At 69.5% G+C, this 16,596-nt stretch carries 15 protein-coding genes; 7 read left to right on the top strand and 8 right to left on the bottom strand.

Annotated elements, in window-relative coordinates; all coding sequences use genetic code 11:
• Positions 1-54: 54 nt before the first annotated feature.
• Positions 55-1,032 (bottom strand): helix-turn-helix domain-containing protein, encoded by a 978-nt coding sequence (locus NB3_RS32790; protein WP_244892175.1) that lies wholly within the window; start codon positions 1,030-1,032, stop codon positions 55-57.
• Here NB3_RS32790 and NB3_RS32785 point away from each other — a divergent pair.
• A complete protein-coding gene (locus tag NB3_RS32785; RefSeq protein ID WP_067811094.1) occupies positions 1,032-1,823 on the top strand; it encodes an SDR family oxidoreductase in 792 nt (263 codons plus the stop codon). The genes NB3_RS32790 and NB3_RS32785 overlap by 1 nt on opposite strands.
• Position 1,824: 1 nt before the next feature.
• Positions 1,825-2,901, top strand: coding sequence for an NAD(P)H-dependent amine dehydrogenase family protein (locus NB3_RS32780; protein ID WP_067811093.1), 1,077 nt, complete (start codon positions 1,825-1,827; stop codon positions 2,899-2,901).
• Positions 2,902-3,386: 485 nt separating this feature from the next.
• Here NB3_RS32780 and NB3_RS32775 read toward each other — a convergent pair whose 3' ends face one another.
• Both NB3_RS32775 and NB3_RS32770 read right to left on the bottom strand, forming a co-directional pair.
• On the bottom strand, positions 3,387-4,439 hold the full coding sequence (locus NB3_RS32775) for an aminotransferase class V-fold PLP-dependent enzyme (protein ID WP_067811090.1): 1,053 nt from the start codon (positions 4,437-4,439) through the stop codon (positions 3,387-3,389).
• A 98-nt stretch (positions 4,440-4,537) separates the two neighbouring features.
• Positions 4,538-5,014, bottom strand: coding sequence for a nuclear transport factor 2 family protein (locus NB3_RS32770; protein WP_067811087.1), 477 nt, complete (start codon positions 5,012-5,014; stop codon positions 4,538-4,540).
• Between the two features lie 154 nt (positions 5,015-5,168).
• On the opposite strand from NB3_RS32770, the gene NB3_RS32765 reads away from it, so the two are divergent.
• From NB3_RS32765 to NB3_RS32755, 3 genes are all read left to right on the top strand, one after another.
• Positions 5,169-5,429: a three-helix bundle dimerization domain-containing protein gene (locus tag NB3_RS32765; protein ID WP_067811084.1), complete on the top strand. Its 261-nt coding sequence runs from the start codon at positions 5,169-5,171 to the stop codon at positions 5,427-5,429.
• Positions 5,430-5,574: 145 nt separating this feature from the next.
• Positions 5,575-6,312: an IclR family transcriptional regulator gene (locus NB3_RS32760; protein ID WP_307696417.1), complete on the top strand. Its 738-nt coding sequence runs from the start codon at positions 5,575-5,577 to the stop codon at positions 6,310-6,312.
• A gap of 190 nt (positions 6,313-6,502) precedes the next feature.
• Positions 6,503-7,399 carry an expansin EXLX1 family cellulose-binding protein gene (locus NB3_RS32755; protein ID WP_157112144.1) on the top strand — a complete coding sequence of 299 codons (897 nt, stop codon included), beginning with the start codon at positions 6,503-6,505 and terminating at the stop codon, positions 7,397-7,399.
• 3 nt (positions 7,400-7,402) lie between these two features.
• On the opposite strand, the gene NB3_RS32750 is transcribed toward NB3_RS32755, so the two are convergent.
• Positions 7,403-9,082 carry an FAD-binding dehydrogenase gene (locus NB3_RS32750; protein ID WP_067811075.1) on the bottom strand — a complete coding sequence of 560 codons (1,680 nt, stop codon included), beginning with the start codon at positions 9,080-9,082 and terminating at the stop codon, positions 7,403-7,405.
• Entirely contained in the window at positions 9,079-9,717 is a 639-nt protein-coding gene (locus NB3_RS32745) for a TetR/AcrR family transcriptional regulator (RefSeq protein WP_067811072.1), read from the bottom strand. The genes NB3_RS32750 and NB3_RS32745 overlap by 4 nt, the downstream gene beginning before the upstream one ends.
• Positions 9,718-9,913: 196 nt before the next feature.
• Here NB3_RS32745 and NB3_RS32740 point away from each other — a divergent pair, with 196 nt between their 5' ends.
• Positions 9,914-10,918 carry a zinc-binding alcohol dehydrogenase family protein gene (locus NB3_RS32740; RefSeq protein ID WP_157112145.1) on the top strand — a complete coding sequence of 335 codons (1,005 nt, stop codon included), beginning with the start codon at positions 9,914-9,916 and terminating at the stop codon, positions 10,916-10,918.
• Positions 10,919-11,064: 146 nt separating this feature from the next.
• Positions 11,065-11,721, top strand: coding sequence for a cutinase family protein (locus NB3_RS32735; protein WP_067811066.1), 657 nt, complete (start codon positions 11,065-11,067; stop codon positions 11,719-11,721).
• Positions 11,722-11,781: 60 nt separating this feature from the next.
• Here the strand turns inward: NB3_RS32735 and NB3_RS32730 are convergent, their stop codons facing one another.
• From NB3_RS32730 to NB3_RS32720, 3 genes are all read right to left on the bottom strand, one after another.
• Positions 11,782-13,806: an SDR family oxidoreductase gene (locus NB3_RS32730; RefSeq protein ID WP_067811063.1), complete on the bottom strand. Its 2,025-nt coding sequence runs from the start codon at positions 13,804-13,806 to the stop codon at positions 11,782-11,784.
• 301 nt (positions 13,807-14,107) lie between these two features.
• A complete protein-coding gene (locus NB3_RS32725; RefSeq protein WP_084823870.1) occupies positions 14,108-15,811 on the bottom strand; it encodes a bifunctional metallophosphatase/5'-nucleotidase in 1,704 nt (567 codons plus the stop codon).
• A gap of 71 nt (positions 15,812-15,882) precedes the next feature.
• A complete protein-coding gene (locus NB3_RS32720; protein WP_067811060.1) occupies positions 15,883-16,539 on the bottom strand; it encodes a biliverdin-producing heme oxygenase in 657 nt (218 codons plus the stop codon).
• Between the last annotated feature and the right edge of the window lie 57 nt (positions 16,540-16,596).

Below are 16,596 nucleotides of genomic sequence, written 5' to 3'. Positions count from 1 at the left end.
AAAGGCCCTCGACCACGTCGAGGGCCTTTCGTCGTTTCTGGAGAAATCCGCGAATTACTTTCCGTGCCGACCGGCGGTGAGCACGGTCGTCAATTCGGCTGCGGCGCCGCGCGTCGCATCGATGAATTCGTCACGCTCCACCCGCGTCGTCGCGGCACGCAACGGTCCGAGCTGAATTTCGTAGGCTGCGGTGCCGCTCGCGTCGAAAACCGGGGCTGCGAGATAACTCAGCGGCAATATGTCGTCCGAATCCAATTCCGCCCGGGTGAATGGCCGCGATGTGAGGGCGGCGAGCTGGCGAAGCGCGCGAGTGCGCAGATGCGGTCGCAGCAATTCGGATCCGACCGCACCGAGCAGATCGGCGAGAAGATCGACCATGCCCGCGTCGTCGGCGCGCGGCCGGAACACCGCCACCCCGCGTTCACGCACCAGCGCCAGCAGCGCACCGGCCATGCGTTGATCCGCCCCGGTGGCGGTGCCCAGCCAGGTGTTCTGCTCATTCGCCGGACGCCACGGCATCACACTGGCCCCGGCGGGGAATTGCAGCGGAATGCGGTGTCCCACCGGGATTCCCGGCACCACGCGGTCGACGCCGTGCCGGACGTCGAGCACGGTGAGCCGATCCGGCTCGATGCGACTGAACGTGGCGCCGTAGCCGGTCCGTGCGGCCAGGCCGGCGAGGAGTTCACCCACGTCGTGCGGAAGCGCGGCCCCGTGCAATCCCACCAGCGCCGGACCGATGCCGTAACCGCGCGCCGGATCGCGCACGACCCAGCCGGCCGTATCCAACTCGGCCAGAATCGCGGTCGCGGTCGCGCGGGCTATGCCGAGCCGTTCGGCGATGCCTGCGACGCTGATCGGCTCCCCGGAAGTCGCCAGCAGCGACACGATATCGACGACACGACGCGTCGGCGGCGACGCGGATCGGTCCGGCATGGCGGCAACCTCTTGTCCCGGCTCGGGTGAGCGACCTACGATGACGAATATTAGATCACAGACTGTCGAATATTCGTCAGTGGTAGGGAGCGTCAATGATTCTGGATCGGTTCCGAATCGATGATCAGGTCGCCATAGTCACCGGTGCGGGTCGTGGCCTCGGCGCGGCTATCGCGGTCGCGTTCGCGGAGGCGGGTGCGGATGTCGTCATCGCCGCACGAACCAAGAGCCAGCTCGACGAGGTCGCCGAGCGGATCGCCGCCGCCGGACGGCAGGCCCACGTGGTGCCTGCCGATCTGAGCGACGCGGAGGCGACGGCAGCCCTCGCGGCGGCGGCCGTGGAACGCTTCGGGCGATTGGACATCGTGGTCAACAACGTGGGCGGCGCGCTGCCGTGCCCGCTGTTGGACACGACGCCGCAGGCCTTGACGGAAGCCTTCGAATTCAATGTCACCAATGCGCATGCCCTGGTCAGGGCCGCGGTGCCGCGCATGCTCGAAACAGCGGGCGGCGGTTCGATTCTCAACATCACGTCCACGATGGGGCGGCTACCCGGACGTGCGTTCGCGGCGTACGGCACCGCCAAGGCCGCTCTCGCCCACTACACCAAACTCGCGGCCCTCGACCTGAATCCGCGTATCCGGGTCAACGCCATCGCGCCGGGCTCGATCCTGACCTCCGCGCTGGAGGTGGTCGCCGCGAACGACGCCATGCGGGCGGAGTTGGAGTCGAAAACGCCGCTGCACCGGATCGGTGAACCCGAGGACATCGCCGCGGCCGCGCTCTATCTGGTGTCGCCCGCGGGCAAGTATCTCACCGGCAAGATTCTCGAGCCGGACGGGGGCTTGATCGTTCCCAACCTCGACCTCCCGATCCCGGACCTGTGACATGACCTATCGCGTAGTGCAATGGGGCACCGGCAATGTGGGCAGGCATGCCCTGGCCGGCGTGATCGCCCATCCCGAACTGGAATTGACCGGCGTGTGGGTGTCCGGTCCGGCAAAGAGCGGCACAGACGCCGGAACGCTCGCCGGGCTGGATCATCCGGTGGGCGTCACCGCGACGACCGACGCGGACGCCTTGCTGGCGTCGCGGCCGGACTGCGTCGTCTACTGCTCCATGACCGACAACCGGCTGTTCGAAGCCGTGCAAGATCTGCAACGCATCCTCGCCGCCGGGATCAATGTCGTCGCGTGTGCCCCCGTGTTCTTCCAGTACCCCTACGGCGTGCTGCCCGACGAGCTGCTGAAGCCGGTGCAAGAGGCGGCGACGCAGGGCAATTCGTCGCTGTGGGTGAACGGCATCGATCCCGGTTTCGCCAACGACCTGCTGCCGCTCGCGCTCGCGGGGACCTGTCTGCGCATCGACCAGCTGCGCTGTCTGGAGATCGTGGACTACGCCAGCTACGACAACCGCGCGGTCATGTTCGACATCATGGGCTTCGGCAAGCCCATGGACGAGACGCCCATGCTGTTGCAACCCGGCGTCCTGTCGCTGGCCTGGGGCGGCACGGTTCGTCAGCTCGCGGCCGGGATCGGGGTCACCCTCGATGCCGTCACGCAGACCTACGAGCGCGTCCCGGCGCCGGAGTCGTTCGACATCGCGACCGGGCACATCGCCGAGGGCACCGCGGCCGCGCTGCGCTTCGAGGTCAGGGGCATGGTCGGGGACACGCCCGTCACGGTGCTCGAGCACGTGACCCGGCTGCGCCCCGACCTGTGTCCCGACTGGCCGCAGCCGGCGGACCCCGAGGGCTCCTACCGCGTCGAGATCACGGGCGAGCCGAACTACGCGCTGGACCTGGTGACCTCGAGCCGCAACGGGGATCACAACTACGCGACCGTCCTGGCGACCGGCCTGCGCATCGTCAACGCGATTCCCGCGGTGGTCGCGGCTCCCGCCGGAATCCGCACCGCGCTGGATCTCCCGCTGATCACCGCTCCCGCGCACCGCCCTGGTCGGTGATCGACGCGTCGGCTGCGCGGAGGTTCCGGCTCGATCGGTTCCCAACCGATTGGGGCGGCGGTTCGGCGGTCCGCGACCGGCGGCGGGGCTTCATGGCATGTCGCGCCGCCGGTCCCGCCCGGTCCCCGACCGGCCCAGCAGCACGCCGCCGCTACAAGGACTGCCAAGCTCTCAGTGCGAGCCGTGCCCGCTCGACCTCATTCACGACCGAGGGTTCGGTTGCGGCAACACCGGTCTACTGTGCTCGGGTCCGTCCTGGTCCTGATTCGGCCAGCGCGCGCAGCAGCGTGCTCTTGCCGGACCCGCTGCCGCCGATCGGGCCGCAGTCACACGCTGGGACTGACGAGCTCGCGGGAGCAGTGCCCGCTCGACCTCATGCGCGGGTTCCGGTCGTGGGCCCCGCGACAGAGAGGGCGGTCGCGGACTCGGCGGCCTACCGTGCTCGGGTCGGCTCTCTGGTCCTGGTCGGGCAGAGGCGGGGAGGACTACCCGGCGCGCAGTGCGGACAGCGCCCGTTCGACGTCCTCGGCGCTGTTGTAGAGGTGGAAGGCGAACCGCAGACCGCCGCCGCGGGCCGAGGCGACCACTTCCGCCTGCTCGAGCCGGGCCGCCAGCTCGCCCGCGCCGGGAACGGAGACGATCGGCGAGCGTGCTTCGACCGGCTCGAAACCCAGTTCGCGCAGTCCGGCTCGGAAATCGTCGGCGAGTTCCAGGTCGTGTGCGCCGATCTTGTCGACGGTGAGTTCCTCGATCAGCGACAGTCCTGCCAGCGCCGCCACGACGCCGAGCCAATCGGGCGTCGTATCGAAGCGCCGTGCCGTCGCGGGTAGCGCGGTGGGGCGGTAGAGCTCCGCCCAGCGGTCCTCGGCGGCATACCAGCTGGAGCCGATCGGGCGCAGCTGCCCGACGAGTTCGGGCGGCGTGGCCAGGAACGCGACGCTGCGCGCACCGATCAGCCATTTGAAGCTGGCGCAGACCCAATAATCCGCGTCGGCGAAGCGCAGGGGCAGCCAGCCCGCGGCCTGGGTGGCGTCCACGAGCAGGCGCGCGCCGTTGGCCCGGGTGACCGCGCGCAGTTCGGCGAGATCGGTGACGCGGCCGTCCGCGGATTGGACCACGCTCACCGCCACCAGCGCGGTCTCCGGCCGCACCTGGGCGGCCAGCTCCGCCAAGGGCACGAACCGCACGACCAGGTCGTCCCGGTAGACGAAAGGCATGGACACCGAGGCGAATTCGCCTTCGGGCAGCAGCACCTCCGCACCCGGGGGCAGGGCGGCGGCCACGGGTGCGATCAGCCCCGCGACACCGCTGCCGAGCGCTATGTCGTCGGCGGTGGCGCCGTCGAGCAGCCGCGCGAACCCCGCGCGCAGGTCGGGTACCAGCAGGTCCACCTGGGATGTCGGGCCGCTGCGGCCGGTCGCCCAGCTCGTGCTCGCCTCGCGCACCGCGGCAAGGGCGCGGGCGGACGGCAGACCGAAGGACGCGGTGTTCAGATAGGTGATCTCGGGAGTGAACTCGTCAGGCGCTAGCGAGGGCATGGTGGCAGCATCCGCCGGGCGGTGCGGGACCGTCCAGCGCCACCGGGCGGATAGTGGACCGATTTCGCGTGACTATCGCGTGGCGCTCGGTGCGCCCGTCACTTGTCCGGCGCCCACATGTTGGACAGCAAGTGGAAGCTGGGTGTGTCCGACAGCGACTGCATGGATTCGTAGATGCGCCGGTAGGCCGTGGAGGCGATGCGCCACTTGCCGTCGCCGTCGCGGCGGTAGGTGTCGGTGTAGTAACCGGCCCCTCGGATCAGCACCCCGTACTCGGTGGCGATCACCGTGTCCTCGAAGGCCCAGGATCCGGTGGCCGTCGCGCCGTCGACGACGATCTCGGGATGGTTGGCGATATGGACCGTGATCAGCGAGGGCCCGAGATTCTCCCGCATGAACGCGGTGATGGCCGCACGGCCGTCGAGCTGTAGCGGCTCGCCCATGGCGTGGGTGCCGTAGCGCCCCTTCGCGTCCGCGGCGAGGGTGTCGGCGAACTCGTCCCACTCTTTGAGGTCGAGGGTGCGGAAGTAGCGATACTTCAGCTGGCGGACGGCTTCGATGGCGTCGAGATCCATCTGTCGAGCCTGGCACGCGCGGGCCCCTCAGACAAGAACGTGTTCTACTTTGTGTGTCCGACCCGGCACGACCGGGTACCCGTGTGACGGGTGTTGCCGTGCGGCCACGACAGCGCCCAGGTGTCCGATCTCATCACGACCAGGGGAATCCGCGATGACCGACCGTCCCGCCACCCACGAGCCGAACCGAGAGACCGCCCTCGACCAGGGACCCGCGCTGAAAGCGGCCGCGCGGCGTTTGGAGAACGAATTCGGCGGCGTCGTCAGCGAAGCCGCGATCGAAGACCACCTCCAGGCGTCCTACGACCATGTCGCCGACCATGCCACTGTCGTCGGTTTCCTGCCGCTACTGGCCGAGCGGAACACCCGCGAGTGGCTGTTCGCCCAGGCTGATTCCGCGCACGGGTCCGCCTAGTGGCCTCTAAGCTCTACGCGAGCACGCGTGGAGGTTGTTGGCAATGACGGTCGAGGTGATGACCGATCCCGAGCCGGGGGAGTTATCGTACGGATCAGGATCGGCAGCACGACCGAGCCAGCCTCCGGTATCGATGATCGAGCGGATGACGCTGATCTTGGAGGCGTTCGACGGCGCGACGCCGATGCTCAGCCTCGTCGAACTGTCCGAGCGCACCGGACTGCCGCGCTCGACCGTGCATCGCATCCTCGATCAATTGGTCCGGCTGCGCTGGCTGGCGCACGCCCCCGGCGGTTACCGCCTCGGCCTGCGCACACTGGAGTTGGGCGGCCTCGCCGCCGACCACAACGAGATCCGCGACGCGGTGAGTCCGCTGTTGCACGACGTGTGCCAGCAGACCGGCATGGTCGGCCACCTCGGCGTTCTGGACGGCCGCGAAGTGCTGTACCTGGACAAGATCGGCGGCCGGATCGCCGCGAGCGTGCCCACCCGGCTCGGCGGCCGGATGCCGGCGCACAGCACCGCGCTCGGCAAGGCGCTGCTGGCGACGCTGGACCCGAGCATCGTGGAGGCATCCTTCCGGGACCGCTTGCCGCAGCTGACCGCTCGCACGCTCACCGATCGCGCCGAACTGCATCGCGAACTCGGCCGCATCCGCAACCGCCAGGGCGTCGCCGTGGACAACGAGGAGTCCGTGCCAGGAATCACCTGCGTCGCCGTGCCGATTCGCGGTCGCGGCGCGGCGGTGGCCGCGGTGTCGCTGTCGAGCCTGACTGCCGCCGAAACGGCGGCGCCGGACACCGCGCGGCTGGCTCGGGCGCTGGCCGAGATCGCCCGTGAGGCAGGGCGGATCCTCTGCCCTCGGTATGTGCGCAGGCGGTGAACGGGGCCGTCATCGGTGCGCCAGGGCCACGCCCGGATCATTTCCGATCCGCGGCTGCCGTCGCTGAGCGGAATGGCCGGAATTAGCGGCGCACTTGCTGAATCGCCTGCCTTTCACTGCGGAGAATTTTCGTTCGCAGTGCGCGACAGCGGCCGGGCTGCTTTCCTGGTGACGTCAGGATGGAAAGTCCGTGAGCAGCCGAGCCGGAGTCGGGGGAGCGATGCACCGGGTACCGATCCAGGAGCGGCCATTCCGTTCCGAATGGCTATGGTTTGCCGCAGGAGCGCTGGCCACCCTCGCGGTGGTCGTCTGGCTGGTGCGGCCGTCGGCGCCGACCTGTGGCGCCGCGCGTCCGCTCGACGAGGTGTCCGCACCGTCCGGATTCCCGGTGTCGGCTGTGACTTTCGCGCCGATCGGGCCGGATATGTCCGCTGAGGCGCGCTACTACGTGTTCGGCAGACAGGTGTCGTGTTCGTTCCGCGCGCTGCCGCCGGACGGCTACTATGCCGGGCTGTCCACTCCCGACTACGGGCGCGCCGACCTCTGCGGGGCCTATCTGGACATCGCGGGTCCACGCGGGTCGGTCCGGGCGCTGGTGGTCGACCACTGCCCGGCATGCGCTGCGGGGCAACTGGATTTGAGCGCGGCGGCGTTCGAGCGGATCGCCGATCCGCGCGACGGCGTGGCGCGGGTCGGCTACCGCTTGGTCCGCGACCCGCAACCGGCGCAGGAGTTGACCTACGAGGTACAACCGGATTCGTCCTCCTCCTGGTTCGGCATCCTTTTCGGCGGCACCGGGAATCCGTTGCGCGAGGCGGCTGCCCGCCCAGCCGATGGCGGGCCGTGGCGGCAGCTCACCCGGCGCGGGGACAACTACTGGACCGTTTCCGGCGCTGGACCCGGCCCGTTCACCGTGCGCGTGACGGACGTCTTCGGCAACGAGGCCGAGATCGCCGGTGTGGTGGCGGAGCCGGGCCGGTATCCGGCGGGTGCCCGGCTCTATTCGGGCGCGCCGTCTTTCACGTCCTCGCCGTCCCTCGCGACCGCGACGGGGCCCGTCACGGTCGCGTCCGGCTGCCTGCGGTAGCGATCAGGCCGGTTTCGCGGCGAGCGCGCGTCCGGCGGCGCGCCCGGAGAAGATGCACCCGCCGAGGAAAGTGCCCTCGAGCGCGTTGTAGCCGTGTACCCCGCCGCCGCCGAATCCGGCGACCTCGCCCGCGGCGTACAGGCCGGGGAATACTGTCCCGTCCGGCCGGACCACCTGGGAATTCAGGTCGGTCTGCAGGCCGCCCAAGGTCTTGCGCGTGAGGATGTTGAGCCGGACGGCGATCAGCGGGCCCGCGGCGGGATCGAGGATGCGGTGGGGTTTGGCGACCCGGCCCGCCCGGTCGCCGAGGTACCGGCGCGCGTTGGCGATCGCCATCAGCTGGCTGTCCTTGCCGTACTTGTTCGTCAGTTCCCGGTCGCGCGCGACGATCTGGCGTTCCAGGTCGTCGTAGTCGAGCTGGGGTCCGCGCGCGATCTTGTTCATGCCCTCGACCAGCTCGCGCAGCGTGTTCGCGACGACGAAATCGACACCGTGCTGCTTGAACGCCTCCACCGGCCCCGGCGCGCCCTTGGCGACGCGGCTCTTCAAGGTGAGCTTGAGATCCTTGCCGGTGATGTCCGGGTTCTGCTCGGAACCCGACAATGCGAACTCCTTCTCGATGATCGACTGGGTGAGCACGAACCAGGAGTAGTCGTAGCCCGTCTTCAGGATCTCCTTCATCGTCGTGTTCGTATCGAAGCCGGGAAAACACGGCGCGGGCAGGCGCTTGCCGTTGGCGTCGAACCACAGCGAGGACGGCCCGGGGATGATCCGGATGGCGTGGTCGGGCCAGATCGGGTCCCAGTTGACGATGCCCTCGGTGTAGTGCCACATGCGATCCCGGTTGACGATGGCGCCGCCCGCGGCCTCGGTGATGGCGAGCATCCGGCCGTCGACGTGCGCGGGCACGCCGGAGATCATGGTCTCCGGGCACGGGCCCAGTCGCTCGGTCGGCCAGTTGCGCCGGATCAGCTCGTGGTTGTGGCCGATCCCGCCGGACGCCACGATCACGGCCTTGGCGCGCAACTCGAACCCGCCGACTTCGGTCCGGGACGAGGCGCGGCCACGGTCCAGATCGGTGTCCTCCAGCACGGCGCCACGCACGCCGACCACCGCGCCGTCCTCCACGATCAATTCGTCCACCCGGTGGCGGAAACCGAAGCGAACCAGCCCGCGCCGTTCGCCCTCGAGCACGGGCTCGGCGAAGACCCGCACCACCTCGGGGCCGGTGCCCCAGGTGAGGTGGAAGCGCGGCACCGAGTTGCCGTGCCCGTCGGCGCTCGCGCCGCCGCGTTCGGCCCAGCCGACCAGCGGTGTGACGCGCAGGCCGAGTTCGCGCAGATAATCCCGCTTCTCGGTGGCGGCGAACCGCACGTACGCCTGCGCCCACTGCCGGGCCCATTTGTCCTCGTCGTCGCGATCGAACCCGGCCGAGCCGAGCCAGTCCTGCAGGGCCAGTTCATAGGAGTCCTCGATGCCGAGCCGCCGCTGCTCCGGGCTGTCGACGAAGAAGAGACCGCCCAGCGACCAGAACGCCTGGCCGCCGAGATTGTTGCGGTTCTCCTGGTCGAGCACGTGCACCGTGCGGCCGGCCTTGACCAGTTCGTGGGTGGCGACCAGGCCGGCCAGCCCGGCGCCGACGACGAGGACGTCCGCCTCGGGGCTGCTGTGGGACATGTTCATCCTTCGGTTGCGGTGCTGTAGGCCAGCACGACGTGGTGGAAGAGTTCGGTGCGGCGCTCGCGCACGGCATGGCTGTCCGGCTCCATCAGCACCTGCACGCTGGTGCCGTCGTGGACGGCGACGAGTGCCTGCCCGAATGCCTCCGGGTCGGGCACGGTGCGGCCGCCGCGTTCGAGCGCCGCGACGATCGTCGGCATGAGCGCGGCGACGATGGCTTCCTCGCGGGCGGCCATCACCCGGCGCAACGCGGGGGTGCGCAAGGCGTGCGCGGTGAATTCGGCGGTGATCCGGTACCAGCCCTCGTCGACCGGCACCGCCCGTTCCAGCCGCTGGACCGCGGCGCGGATGTCGTCGCTGCCGTCGGCCGCGATCTCGTCCAGGATGGCGGCTGCCTGGGTGAGCATCGCCGCGGAGCGCTGCTCCCACATGGCCAGGAACAGCTCGTCCAGCGAGCCGAAATTCGAGTAGAACGCTCCGCGGGTGAATCCGGCGCGTTCGCACACCCGCTCCACGGTGGCGCGGCCGAAGCCCTCCTCGGCGAACGCCTCGTAGGCGGCGGTCAGCAGCCGATTCCTGGTCTCGGCACGGCGGCGGGTGACCCGGGCCGGCGCGGCCTGCGCGGCGTCGGACGTCATCGGGCGCCTCCTCGTTCGAGGGCATCGGATACAGGAATGTACTCGATACAGGAATGTATCAGAGGTCGCCGGGCCGCGTGGCCGTATTTCCCGAGTAGGGTGATTCCGGCGCTCGCTACCGCCGGAGTGCCCCATCCCTGTCGATCCGATCGGTGCGAGGTGATCGATGAGCGAAGTGCGTGGCGATGCGCCCACGATGCGTTGCTGGCGGGTGCGCAGGCCCGGTCCGATCGAGAGCGGGCCGGTGGACGCCGAGCGGACACCCGTCCCCGAACCCGGTCCCGGAGAGCTGCTGGTGCGGGTGCTGGCTTGCGGTGTGTGCCGGACCGACTTGCATGTGGCCGAAGGCGACCTTCCGGTGCACCGCCCCGGGGTGGTGCCCGGGCACGAGGTCGTCGGCGAGGTGGCCGCGCTCGGGCCGGCCGCGGAAGGAGAGGGTTTCGCGGTGGGGGACCGGGTGGGCGTCGCCTGGCTGCGGCATACCTGCGGAGAGTGCAAGTTCTGTCTGCGCGGGGCGGAGAACCTCTGTCCGCGTTCCGCCTACACCGGCTGGGACGCCGACGGCGGCTACGCCGAATTAGCTTGTGTTCCTGCGGCTTACGCGCTGCGCCTGCCCGCAGGATACTCCGATGCCGACACCGCTCCGCTGTTGTGCGCGGGCATCATCGGGTACCGCGCGCTGCTGCGGGCCGCGGTGCCGCAGGGTGGGCGGCTCGGCATCTACGGTTTCGGCGGCAGCGCCCACATCGCCGCTCAGGTGGCCGTCGCACGCGGCGCGCAGGTGCACGTGATGACCAGGGACCCGGCGGCGCGGGAGCTCGCCGCCGCGCTGGGCGCGGCCTCCGTGCAGGGCGCGGCGGATCCCCCTCCCGTACCGCTGGATTCGGCGATCCTGTTCGCTCCGGTCGGTGAACTGGTGCCGCCCGCGCTGGCGGCGCTCGATCGGGGCGGGGTCCTCGCCATCGCCGGTATCCATCTCAGCGACATTCCCGCGCTGAACTACCAGCGGCATCTGTTCCAGGAGCGGGAGATTCGCTCGGTGACCGCGAATACCCGCACGGACGCCCGCGAATTCCTGGCTTTCGCGGGCGAACACCGAATACATCTGACCACGCACGGGTATTCCCTGGACATGGCCGATCGGGCGCTGGCCGACCTGGCGCACGGACGATTCGCCGGCGCGGCGGTTCTCGTCCCGTAGAACACGGTTCGGCGCTGACTCCGTATCGGTCGGATGGAGTTGCTTGACGGTCGGCAAAGCCGTTCTTACCTTCGCGGATATAGCCGAGAATTGTCACTGACAAGTGTCGCTCGGCTGTCTCACAACGGCGTGAGTAGGTGAGCACGATGGCCAACCGGAAGGTAATCCAGTTCGAGAAGTGGCGGGTAGCAAGGGCATTCGCCGTGCTACTGCTGGCAGCGGCATTCGGGGCCGCGACGGGAATGCACGCGTGGGCGGCATCCTGTGCGGCGGTCGATGTCGTCGTCGCGAGAGGCACCCATGAACCCGGGTATCTGGGTTCCGTGGTGGGCGATCCGCTGTACGACGCGTTGTGGCAGACGCTTCCCGTCGACTCCCAAGCGTATCGGGTGGACTACCCGGCCGACCTGCTCGACCCGTCCTCCATCAGCCGCGGCACCCAGGACATGACCGCCCACCTGATGTGGCAGGCCGCGCGGTGCCCCGAGCAGCGATTCATCCTGGTCGGCTTCTCCCAAGGCGCCGTCGTCACCCACGGAGTGCTCGGCACCGGCATCGTGACCGTGCTCGGTGGCATCCACACGCTGCCCGCGGAGCTGGAGTCCCGGGTGGCCGCGGTGCTGCTGTTCGGCGACCCGATCCGGCTGATCGGCTGGAACGTGCCGGACCCATACGCCTGGCGGACCGGAAACTACTGCGCGAGCGGTGATCCGGTGTGCGAAGGCGGCATCCGTCCGGCCGCGCACACGGACTACCGCTGGGCCATGTGGCCCGCCGTGGCGTTCGCGGTAGACCGGGTGTGACATCCCGGAACAGCAGGATGGGACCGGCCCCAAGCCGGTCCCATCCTCAGCAGTGCGCTGTTACCACTGCAAACCCGGGACGACGCGCGCGACGCGCGCCGCAGGCGTTGGCAGCGCCATGAGCGGCTTGATCACCGGCGCCAGCGCGGACAGGGGGCCGCCGGACGCTTCTGCGGCGGGCGCCGGGTCGGCCGGACGGCGGTGCGAGTCGCCTGCCGCCGCGCGGGACTCCCCGAACAGCCGGAAGCCCTGGTGCATGATCTGGCGCTTCACCGACGGCATCAGCAACTCGACCGCCTGGGCAAAGGTGCCGACCGGCGTGTCGATGCGATGCGGCCGGTCCACGAGCGCGCGCACCACGATCGCGGCGGCCTCATCCGGATCCGGCACCGGAAGCGAGCGGTACAGGTCGGTCGGCGCGATCATCGGGGTCCGCACCAGCGGCATCCGCACCGAGGTGAACGTGATCCCGGCATCCCGGTTCTCCACCGCGGCGATCTCGCTGAAGTTGTCCAGCGCCGACTTGCTCGCCACGTAGGCGGCGAACCGGGGCACCTTGGTCTGCACCGCGATCGAGGAGATGTTGACCACGTGCCCGAAGCGGCGCGCCCGCATCGACGGCAGCAGCCCGAGGATCAACCGAACGGCGCCGAAGTAGTTCACCGCCATGGTGCGCTCGAAGTCGTGCATCCGGTCGGTGGAATTGAGCACCGAGCGGCGGATCGAGCGGCCCGCGTTGTTCACCAGGTAGTCGACGTGGCCGTGGTCGTCGAGGACGCACTGCACCAGCTTCTCGACCGCTTCGGAGTCGGTGATGTCGCACGGATAGGTATGCGCCACACCGCCTTCCGCGCGGACCGCCTCGGCGGCGGCCGCCAGGTCGTCGTGACCGCGCGCGACCATGAGGACCGTGGCGCCGCGCCGGGCCACCGCGTGCGCGGTGGCCAGACCGATCCCGGAGGAAGCGCCGGTGATGAGCACGATCCGTCCGGCGAGCGGGTCGCCGGTGACCGACACGCGGCCGCGCTGCGGGTCGAGGTGATCGCGCCAGTACTGCCACAACCGCTCGGCGTAGCTGTCGAACGACGGCACGGTCAGTCCGGCGCCGCGCAGCTGGGCGCGGGTGGAGTCGCTGATGAACTCCGCGGAGAACGAGGTGTGCGGAGCGACTTCGGCGGGGATGCCCACCTGTTCCAGCAGGAAATCGCGCACGGCGGTGACGCCGGGGATGTGCGCGAGGCCGCTGAGGGCCAAGCCGCTGCCGGGCACGGTGCCGAGGCCGGTCGGGGCGCCCGCCGCGGCGGCGAGCGCGCGGTACACCTCGGCGAACGGCTGCGGTTCCGGGTTGACCAGGTGGAAGGTCCGTCCGTCCAGGCCGGGGCGGCGGATCAGTTCGCTCATGGCGGCCGAAACATAATCGACGGGAACGATATTCGTCGCGCCCAGATCGGGCAGCGGCAACGGCAGATCGGACGGCAGTGTGGCCAGCCGCGCGATCGCGCCGAAGAAGTAGTACGGGCCGTCGATCTTGTCCATCTCGCCGGTGCGGGAATCGCCCACGATGATCGCGGGCCGATACACCCGCCAGCGCACGCCGCGCGACTCGCGGACCAGCTTCTCGGCGGCGAATTTGGTGCGGTGATATGGCGAGGTCAGCTGCTGTCCGAGGTCGAAGTCCTCCTCGAAGAACTTGCCCTTGTGGTCGCCTGCCACCGCCACGGACGACACGTGGTGCAGCACCGCGCCCAGCTCGGCGGCCAGGGCCAGCACCGAGCGCGTGCCGGTGACATTCGCCGCGTGCGCGGTGTCCTCATCGGCCGTCATGTCGTAGACGGCGCCGAGGTGAACGATGTGGTCGGCTCGCGGCGCCTCGCACGCCAAGCCGAGCCCTTCGGCGGTGAGATCGCCGATCAGGGCGTAGACCCGTTCGGCGCCGCGCCAGCCCGAGGCGATATCGGTGAACTTCCCCAGCGACGTCTCGCGCACCAGCACGTGGACGATCGCTTCGGCGTCGTGGTCGAGCAGGTCTTGCACCACCCGCCTGCCGAGGAATCCGGTTCCGCCCGTCACGATGTAAGTGGCCATCGCACTCTCCTGCTGTTCACTCGAACCTTGTTGTCGCACAAGTCATCCGGCATGCGGCAATGGATGCGGACAGCGTGATTCGGCCCCCAGCGACAGACGTCGGGCCGAAAGTAGGAACACCTTCGTCCTGACTTATTACTCAACAGTAATCGACCGTCCGCGGCCCCGGCAAGCGATCATGACCCGTTCACCATGTGGGACTGATCACCCGTACGCGCAGGTCAAACGGTATGTGTTACAAAGATTTCCAGTTACCCGCGTTCTGGTCGAGTGTCCAGCAAATGAGTGGCGTCCGATGCCGCTACTTCTTCTCGACGCGGGCGGGTGGCGTCCGCAGGGGAGGCTTGTCGCGCAGGAATGTCTCGATGGCATCCAGGTCGGTCGGACCCACCGTGGTGTCGGAGCCCTCGGTGAAGACGGTGAATCCGTCGCCTCCCGAAGCCAGGAAGTTGTTGGTCGTGATGCGATAGGTGGCGACCGGGTCGAGCGGCTGACCTGCGATGCGGACACTGTCCGCGATCACCTTCGCGCCCGCGGGGGCGGTGCCGGAGTAGGCGTAGCCGATCCCCGCCGGAGACAGGATCGTCGCCCTGCCGGAGTCGTTCCACTGCTGCTCCAGCAGGCGCAGGATCTGGCTGCCGGTCAGCGTGAGCGTGACGACCTGGTTGCCGAACGGCTGGACGGTGAAGAGGTCGCCGTAAGTGACCGGTCCCTGCTTCAAATCCGCGCGCACGCCGCCGGGGTTCATGAACGCGGCGACGGCGGCGGCCGGGCCCGCGGTGGCCGACAGCATGGAATCGGCGATCACATCGCCCAATGGCGAGGTGCCCGCCGGTGCCGGATCGTGCGGGAGGGTGGTCGCGGTCGCGCCGACCACACGGCCCGCGCGCGGGCGGGACTGCTCGGTGTAGAAATCGATCAGCGCGGTCGTCGCCGCGTCGGGCGTCACCTCGCGGGTCACCACGCGGTTGACCGCGGAGGCTTGTACGCCGTCGCCGCCGAAACGCAGCGTGACATCGGTGACGAGCCGCCCGTACGAGGCTGCCTGCGTGATCACCTTGCCACCGACGGTGCACACGTAGGGCTGGTGGCTGTGGGCGGTGAAGACCGCACGGACCGCGGGGTCGATGCGCTCGGCCAGTCCCGTCACGTTCGGCGTGACGTTCGCGCACCCGTTGTAGTCCAGCGCCGTGCCCCGCTCGGGCCGCTGGGAACCGCCGTCGTGGACCAGAGCCACGATCGCCTCGGCGCCCGCCGCCTTCAGCTCCGGCACGTAGCGGTTGATCGCGGCGGCTTCGTCACCGAAGTGGAAGCCCCGGATGCCCTCGGGCAGCACGATACTCGCGGTTTCCGGCGTCACCGTGCCGACTACGCCGATCCGATGGCCGCCCACCTCCAGCATGGTCCACGGGCGCAGCGCGGGCGGCGGGCCGCCCTGCGCGTCGGTGACGTTCGCCGCCAGATAAGGGAACTTCGCGCCGGTGAACGGGGCGCCGGGCGAACATCCGTCATAGGCGCACCCTCCTCGCTGCAAGCGCGCCAATTCCACTACGCCGTCGTCGAATTCGTGATTGCCGGCCGCGGACGCGGCCACGCCCACGTCGTTGAGGAAGCCGATCGTCGGCTCGTCGTGGAACAGGCTGGAGACCAGCGGGCTGGCTCCGATGTTGTCCCCGGCCGCCAGCACGGCGCTGGCCGGATACGCCGCCTTCAGCCGGGCGAGATGGGTGGCGAGATACGCGGCTCCGCCCGCGTCGTATTCGGCGATCTTCCCGTTGGATCCGCTCGGCGGCTGCAAGTTCCCGTGCAGATCGTTGAAGCCGAACAGGTGCACTTCGTCCGGTTGGGCGGCACGCAGGTCGTTCGTCGAGATCAGGGGCACGATCCCGGCGGCCGTCGACGAGCCGGGGCCGGTGCCGGGATCGGACGTCGTGCCGCACCCTCCTACCAGAACGGCGCCGGAAAGACCGGCAAGAACCACGGCGATGCGACGGCGCGCTCTCATACCACGACTGTCCCACGGCGGCGGCGTTCGCGCACGACGGCCGAAAGGCTGCCCGCCGTAGGGCGATCGGGCTACTGTGCGGCCGGGAATTCCTCGGCGAGTTCCTCGAAGACCGCGGTGTTCAGCGCGAAGGCGCGCTTGCCCTCGTCGAGCACCCGGCGGCGCTCCAGATCGTCGAGGTCCAGCTGGTCGAGCAGGCCGCGGTATTCGCGCTTGAACGCCGCCGGATTGCGGACGCCGTCGAAGACGTAGAAGCGGACGCCGTCGCCGCGATGCGGCAGGTTCCACAGCTTCTCCGCGGTGCCGCGGATGACCTGCCCGCCGGACAGGTCGCCGAGGTAACGGGTGTAGTGATGGGCGATGTAGCCCGCGGGCCACTCGCGCGCGCACTCGTCGATGCGTTCGGCGTAGGCGGCGGTGGCGGGCAGCGGTTCCAGGCCGGTTCGCCAGCCGGGACCGAGCAGATGCGTGAGGTCGCGCTCGAGTTCGGCGGTGCGGGCCAGCTCGGGCCGGATGAACGGCCCCGCCACCGGGTCGTCGGCCAGCGTCGCCCACCGTTGTTCGAGCGCGCGGTAGATGAACCAGAGCTGACCGGTGTAGCGGTGATACGAGTCGACGCCGAGCGATCCGCCGAGCATGTCGCTCATGAAGCGGGAGTTCTCCGCCTCCGCGTGCTGTCGCGCGGTGGCGGTGCGGATCTGCGTCGAGAACGGCACTGCTTCCGACATGTCCGAACCACCTCACCTCACACCGGGGCGCCGCCCGATCGCGGCGCCCTGACCAGT

The sequence above is a fragment of the Nocardia beijingensis NBRC 16342 genome (assembly GCF_001612785.1).
GTDB classification, from domain to species: domain Bacteria; phylum Actinomycetota; class Actinomycetes; order Mycobacteriales; family Mycobacteriaceae; genus Nocardia; species Nocardia beijingensis.
Note: the sequence above shows the minus strand (reverse complement) of the source record. Positions and strands in the feature narration are given on the sequence as shown.